The sequence below is a fragment of the Streptomyces albidochromogenes genome (assembly GCF_005981925.1).
GTDB lineage: Bacteria > Actinomycetota > Actinomycetes > Streptomycetales > Streptomycetaceae > Streptomyces > Streptomyces albidochromogenes.
Window position 1 is genome coordinate 1 of record NZ_VBVX01000333.1, and the last position, 6,748, is coordinate 6,748.

The following is a 6,748-nucleotide window of genomic DNA, read 5'->3' on the forward strand; positions in this document are numbered from 1 at the left end:
ACCTACCACCACCCCCGCGACTCCCAGCCCCCCCGCGTGGCTGTGTGCTGCACCCATGTCCCCGTGCGGGCCTCGGGGATGGCACCATGTGCGGACCATGACGGACGCCCGGTCGCCTCTGCGCGCGCTGCGAGCCGCACTTTTCGCGGCGGTGTGCGTCCTTGCGGCAGCCGTGGGGCATTCGTCCATGTCCGGGCATGAAGTTCCGGCTTCGGCGCTGCTCACGGCTTTCGCAGTGACGGGCGGCCTCGCCTGGAGCGCAGGCCGGCGTCGGCGCGGGGTCTTCGCCGTGGGCGGCGGACTCCTCGCCGTACAGGGCGTGCTGCACCTCGTCTTCGGAACGGCGGGGGCTCCGGGCGCGGGCCACCACGGCATGCCCGTCGCCCACCAGCCGGCGGCCATGAGCCCCGAAGCCGTGGTGGCCGCGGCCTCCGCCCACGGCCAGGGTTCCGACTCCCTGGCCATGACGGCCGCCCACCTCGCCGCCGCGCTCGTCTGCGGCCTGTGGCTGGCGCGCGGCGAGGCGGCCTTCTTCCGCATCGCGCACACCGTCGGCACGTCGGCGTTCACTCCGCTGCGGCTGCTGCTCGCCGTCGTACGGGCCCCCGCACTGCCGAAGCCCGTACGCCTTCGCAGGTCCCGTGCCGCGCACCGCCGCGGCCACGGCGTCGTCCTCGCGCACACACTGTCGCGGCGCGGGCCGCCGCGCGCCCCGTCAACCCGCGCCACGGCCCCCGCACTTCTCTCTGTCTGACCGCGTGACCAGGGGGCCGCCACCCATGCCCCGTGACCCATGTCACCAGTCGACACTCCGAGGACAGTCATGGCCATTGACGACCCCGTACGCCCCCCCGCGGCACACCCAGGAGGACCGGCGCCGGCCCCCGCGGCCGAGCGCGGCAGCACCTGGAGCGCCCTGCGCCCCCTCGTCCTGCGCGTCCACTTCTACGCGGGCCTGCTGATAGCCCCGCTCCTGCTGGTCGCCGCCGTCAGCGGGATGCTTTACGCGCTCTCCTTCCAGGCGGAGAAGTTCCTCTACAGCAACGAACTCGAAGTCCCCGTGGGCGAGCGCACCCTGCCGGTCGGCGACCAGCTCGCGGCCGCCCGCAAGGCCCACCCCGAGGGCACGGTGACCGCCGTCTGGCCCTCCGCCGAGGACGGCGCGACGACCAGGGTCCTGATGACCTCGCCCGAGGTCGAGGAGGGCAAGTCGCTCGCCGTCTTCGTCGACCCGTACACCGCCGAGGTGCGCGGCGAGCTGACCAGCTACGGCAGCTCCGGCGCCCTGCCGCTGCGCATCTGGCTCGACGAACTCCACCGCGACCTGCACCTCGGCGACCTCGGCCGCCACTACGGCGAACTCGCCGCCAGCTGGTTGTGGGTGGTCGCCCTCGGCGGCCTGCTGCTGTGGCTCGGGCGCAGGCGCACCTCCAAGCGCGAGCTCATCGTCCCGGAGCGCGGGGCGAAGGGCCGCCGCAAGACACTCTCCTGGCACGGCACCGTCGGCATGTGCGCGGTGCTCGGCCTCGTCCTGCTCTCGGCGACCGGCCTGACCTGGTCCCGGTACGCGGGCGAGAACATCGGCGCCGTACAGGACCAGCTCGGCGGCGCCACCCCGGTCGTCTCCGCCGCGCTCGCCGAAGGCGGCGGTGACGGCGGCGGCGAACACGAGGGCCACGGCGGCGGCTCGGGCTCCCACCCGGGCACGGCCGGCAAGGACGTCGGCATCGACAACGCCCTCGCGGCCGCCCGCCAGGCCGGCATCGACGGCAGGATGTCGGTGATCCTGCCGAGCGAGGGCAGCGGTTATGTCGTCAAGGAGACCGACACCCAGTTCCCGGTCCACCTGGACTCGGTCGCCGTCGACCCCGCCGACGGAAGGGTCATGGACGAACTGCGCTTCGCCGACTACCCGCTGCTCGCCAAGCTGACGCGCTTCGGCATCGACGCCCACACCGGTGTCTTCCTCGGCATCGTGAACCAACTGGCGCTGGCCGCGCTGGCGTTCGCCCTCATCATGCTGATCGTCTGGGGCTATCGCATGTGGTGGCTGCGCAGGCCGACGAAGGAGCGCAGGCTGAGCGCCGGCCGGCCGATGCCGCGCGGCGCCTGGCGGAAGGTGCCCGTCACGGTGCTGCTGCCGCTGGTGGCGCTCACGGCGCTGGCGGGCTGGTTCGTACCGCTGCTGGGCATCAGCCTGCTGGTGTTCCTGGCGGTGGACGTCGTCGTGGGGCTGGTGGCCAGGGCCCGCGCCCGTACGGCGGCCTAGGCCCGGGGAGGGTCCGCCCGGTCCGGGCGGGCCCTCCCTTTCGCCGCGACTCGGCGGCGGGCAGGCGGACCTGAGCGGCCGTCAGGAACACCGCCCCGTGAGAGCGCCGGGCGGGGGCACCGCAGACGGGCCCCGTCGCATGCGGCAGGATGACGACCGCGTCGGACCGCCCCCGTACGCCATCCGTACGCCCTCGGCACGTCCCGACGCGACCGCGCCGCACCCCTCGGACCACGGGAGAGAATCACTGATGTACCGGGCCCTCACACTGCACGACGTGATCGTCGCCGGAATCGCGGTGGCCGTCGGCGTCGCCGCGGGTCTGCTCCTGCGGGCGACGCTGCGCTGGCTGGGCGAACGCGCCAGCCGGACGCGGTGGGGCGGCGACGACGTCATCGTCGACGCCCTGCGGACCCTCGTCCCGTGGGCGGCGGTGGCAGCCGGCGCGGCCGCCGGGGCTGCGGCTCTCCCGCTGACCCCCACGACCGGCCACACCGTCAACGTGGCGCTGACCGCCCTGCTCATCCTGGCCGGCACGCTCACGGCGGCCCGGGTCGTCGCCGGCCTCGTGCGGTCCGTGGCGCAGTCCCGGTCCGGAGTCGCCGGCTCGGCCACCATATTCGTCAACATCACGCGCGTCGTGGTGCTGGCCATGGGATTCCTCGTCGTACTCCAGACCCTGGGCGTCTCCATCGCCCCGCTGCTCACGGCGCTCGGCGTGGGCGGACTCGCGGTGGCGCTGGCGTTGCAGGACACGCTGGCCAACCTCTTCGCGGGCGTGCACATCCTCGCCGCGAAGACCGTCCAGCCCGGCGACTACATCCGCCTCAGCAGCGGTGAGGAGGGTTACGTCGTCGACATCAACTGGCGCAACACCGTCGTGCGCAACCTGTCGAACAACCTGGTGATCATCCCCAACGCCCAGCTCGCCGGCACCAACATGACCAACTTCAGCCAGCCGGAGCAGCAGCTCTCGATCATGGTCCAGGTGGGGGTCGGCTACGACAGCGACCTGGAGCACGTCGAGCGCGTCACCACCGAGGTCGTCGAGGCCGTGATGTCCGACATCACCGGAGCCGTCCCCGACCACGAACCGGCCGTCCGCTTCCACACCTTCGGCGACTCCAGGATCGGCTTCACGGTGATCCTGGGCGTCGGCGAGTTCAGCGACCAGTACCGGATCAAGCACGAGTTCATCAAGCGCCTGCACCAGCGCTACCGGGCCGAGGGCATCCGGGTCCCCGCCCCCAAGCGGACCGTGACCGTGCAGCAGGGCGAGCCGCAGGGCGAGCCGCTGATGCCGACGGCGTTCCCGCACCAGCGCGAGGCGGGCGAGCCGGTGCGGTGACGCCGTGACGCGTGGTCAGGGCGCGTACTTGTACCCGACCCGCCGCACCGTCTGGATCGTGGCCCGGTGCTCGGCGCCCAGCTTGCGGCGCAGGCGGGCGATGTGGACATCGACGGTCCGGCCGTCGCCGACATGCCCGTACCCCCACACCGTGGTCACCAACTGGTCGCGCGTGTGCACCCGGTGGGGGTGCGCGACCAGGTGGGCGAGCAGCTCGAACTCCAGGTACGTGAGATCGAGCGGCCGCCCGTCCACGGCGGCGGTGCGGTCGGCCCCGTCGATCCGCACGGGACCGTCGTCCGGCGCGTCGTCCGGGCCGGGAGCGGGCGCCACGGCCGGCTGCTGATCGGCCGGTACGAGCACCAGGTAGCCGATCATCGGCGGCTGCCCCGGCAGCGCGGGCAGCGTGTGCGGGGGCGCGGGCAGCCAGGTGGCGCCCCGCGGAAGGAAGTCGGCCACGTCGAGGCCGGGCGCGGGCCGCACGCCCAGGGCCCGGCCGGGGCGCGCCACCTCGTCCCGGTCGACGGCCCGCAGCCGGTGCCGGCCGAGAGGTGCGGGGGACTGGACGGGGGCGGCGGAGAAGGTACGGGTGTTCGCCATGAGAGGTCAGCTCTTTCGCGCGGAGGAGTCGTCGAGGGACGTACTGCGTCGTGCGCGCTGGACCGAAGACCGGGGTAACGGCTTTAGAGGGCCCGCGCGTTCGCCGCGCGACAACACACCCGGTCGAAGTCGTGATGCTGACGGGAGGGCCAGAACGGCTCGAGGTCGCTGCGACCCTTCGAGGTGTCCTGGTGGCTGGCCATGGGACCCATTGAATCAGACGGCCGCCCGCGGCGGAATGCGCAGGGGGCGCCCACCGGACCGGTGGGCGCCCCCGACTGCGTGTGCCGCACGGTCAGACCTGGCCGGCCTTCTCCAGGGCGGTGCAGCAGGTGTCGACGATCAGGCGCGTGACGACGTACGGGTCGACGTTCGCGTTCGGCCGGCGGTCCTCGATGTAGCCCTTCCGGTCCTGGCCGACCTGCCACGGGATGCGGACCGACGCGCCGCGGTCGGAGACGCCGTAGCTGTACTCGTTCCACGGGGCGGTCTCGTGCAGACCGGTGAGGCGGTCGTCGATGCCCGCGCCGTAGTTCTTGACGTGGTCCATCGGCTTCGAGCCCTCGCCCAGCGACTCGCACGCGGTGATGATCGCGTCGTATCCCTCGCGCATCGCCTTCGTCGAGAAGTTGGTGTGCGCGCCCGCGCCGTTCCAGTCGCCCTTGACCGGCTTCGGGTCGAGGGTCGCGGAGACGTCGAAGTCCTCGGCGGTGCGGTACAGCAGCCAGCGGGCGACCCACAGCTGGTCGGCGACCTCCAGCGGCGCCAGCGGGCCCACCTGGAACTCCCACTGGCCCGGCATGACCTCGGCGTTGATGCCGGAGATGCCCAGACCGGCGGCGAGGCAGTGGTCGAGGTGCTTCTCGACGATCTCGCGGCCGAAGATCTCGTCCGCCCCGACGCCGCAGTAGTAGCCGCCCTGCGCGGCCGGGAAGCCGCCCTCGGGGAAGCCCAGCGGGCGGTGTCCGTCGAAGAAGGTGTACTCCTGCTCGATGCCGAAGATCGGCTCCTGGCCGGCGAACTGCTCGGCCACCGGGCGCAGCAGCGCACGCGTGTTGGACTCGTGCGGCGTCATGTCGATGTTCAGGACCTCGCACATGACGAGGACGTTGTCGCCGCCGCGGATCGGGTCCGGGCAGGAGAACACGGGCTGCAGCACACGGTCGGACGCGTGGCCGACGGCCTGGTTCGTGCTGGATCCGTCGAAGCCCCAGATGGGCAGCTCGGCGCCGTCGGCCAGTATCTTGGTCTTCGAGCGAAGCTTGGCGGTCGGCTCTGTGCCGTCGATCCAGATGTACTCGGCCTTGAAGGTCACGGACGCCATCCTTTGCGGTGCTGCTGCGGTACTGCGGCTTGTGAGGGCAGCTTCGCAAGCGCTGATTTCCCGTCCGTTGCCCGATTGTGAACCCCGTGTTACTCAGGTTTCCGGCGCATCACGCCCGCGTATCGCGGCTTTTCACCGGTTACGGGACCTTGGGGCCGCAGGGTTTCGGCGGCGGCCGCCGCCGGGCACGACGGCCGGCCGCGCGGTGGCCCGGAGCGCCCCGGGCACACTGACGGCATGAGCGAATCGTTGATCAGGCCCGCGCCGGCGAGCACACCCGACGCGCCGCCCGGGCCCGGACCGACACCCAGGACGCGCGTCGGACTGCTCGGCACCGGCCCCTGGGCGGCCGGCACCCACGCGCCGGCGCTCGCCGCGCACCCCGGCACGGACCTCGCCGGTGTCTGGGGCCGCAGGCCCGAGGCGGCCGCCGCGCTGGCCGCCGCCCACGGCACCACGGCGTACGACGACGTCGACGCCCTCCTCGCGGCGTGCGACGCCGTCGCGATCGCCCTGCCGCCCGACGTCCAGGCCCCGCTGGCGGCCCGGGCCGCCGCCGCGGGATGCCACCTGCTGCTGGAGAAACCGCTGGCCACGACGGTGGCGGCGGCGCGGGAGGTCGTCGACGCCGCCGCGAAGGCGGGTGTGGCGTCGGTGGTCTTCTGCACGCTGCGCTTCGCCCCGGGCACCGCCGAGTGGATCGCCGCACAGGCCGCGACGGACGGCTGGTTCACGGCGCACGCCCGGTGGCTGGGCGCGCTGTACTCGCCGGACGCGGACAGTCCGTACGCCACGTCGCCGTGGCGCGGCGAGAAGGGCGCGCTGTGGGACGTGGGGCCGCACGCCCTGTCCGTACTCCTGCCGGTCCTCGGCGACGTCACGTCCACGACCGCGACGCGGGGCCCCGGGGACACGGTCCATCTCGTACTGCGCCACACCTCGCAGGCGTCGAGCACGGTCACCCTGAGCCTGAGCGCCCCGGTGGGCGCGGCGGGAGCGGCGGTGGAGCTGCGCGGCGCGGCCGGGGTGGCCGGCATGCCGTCGTGGGGCGACGGGGTCACGTCCTTCGGCGCGGCGGTCGACGCCCTGCTGCACGCCGTACGCACCGGTGAACCGCACCCGTGCGACGCGGCGTTCGGCCTGCGCCTGACGGAGATCCTCGCGGACGCCCAGGCGCTGCTGGACGGCTGACGCGCCGGTGCGGGAG

6 protein-coding genes are annotated in these 6,748 nt (G+C 73.3%); 4 read left to right on the forward strand and 2 right to left on the reverse strand.

Annotated elements, in window-relative coordinates; translation table 11 throughout:
• Positions 1-187: 187 nt before the first annotated feature.
• The 3 genes from E2E34_RS29125 to E2E34_RS29135 all read left to right on the forward strand — a co-directional run bounded on the left by E2E34_RS29125 (position 188) and on the right by E2E34_RS29135 (position 3,617).
• Complete coding sequence (locus E2E34_RS29125) at positions 188-754, forward strand: hypothetical protein (protein ID WP_167518411.1); 567 nt, start codon at positions 188-190, stop codon at positions 752-754.
• 69 nt (positions 755-823) lie between these two features.
• On the forward strand, positions 824-2,269 hold the full coding sequence (locus E2E34_RS29130) for a PepSY-associated TM helix domain-containing protein (RefSeq protein WP_138904874.1): 1,446 nt from the start codon (positions 824-826) through the stop codon (positions 2,267-2,269).
• 250 nt (positions 2,270-2,519) lie between these two features.
• Positions 2,520-3,617 (forward strand): mechanosensitive ion channel family protein, encoded by a 1,098-nt coding sequence (locus tag E2E34_RS29135; RefSeq protein ID WP_138904878.1) that lies wholly within the window; start codon positions 2,520-2,522, stop codon positions 3,615-3,617.
• A 15-nt stretch (positions 3,618-3,632) separates the two neighbouring features.
• On the opposite strand, the gene E2E34_RS29140 is transcribed toward E2E34_RS29135, so the two are convergent.
• Together E2E34_RS29140 and glnII are read right to left on the reverse strand one after the other, a co-directional pair.
• Positions 3,633-4,217, reverse strand: a complete 585-nt coding sequence (locus E2E34_RS29140) for a winged helix-turn-helix domain-containing protein (RefSeq protein ID WP_138904875.1) — start codon at positions 4,215-4,217, stop codon at positions 3,633-3,635.
• A 295-nt stretch (positions 4,218-4,512) separates the two neighbouring features.
• Complete coding sequence (glnII, locus tag E2E34_RS29145; RefSeq protein ID WP_138904876.1) at positions 4,513-5,532, reverse strand: glutamine synthetase; 1,020 nt, start codon at positions 5,530-5,532, stop codon at positions 4,513-4,515.
• Positions 5,533-5,778: 246 nt separating this feature from the next.
• On the opposite strand from glnII, the gene E2E34_RS29150 reads away from it, so the two are divergent.
• Positions 5,779-6,732: a Gfo/Idh/MocA family protein gene (locus tag E2E34_RS29150; RefSeq protein ID WP_138904877.1), complete on the forward strand. Its 954-nt coding sequence runs from the start codon at positions 5,779-5,781 to the stop codon at positions 6,730-6,732.
• Positions 6,733-6,748: the final 16 nt, after the last annotated feature.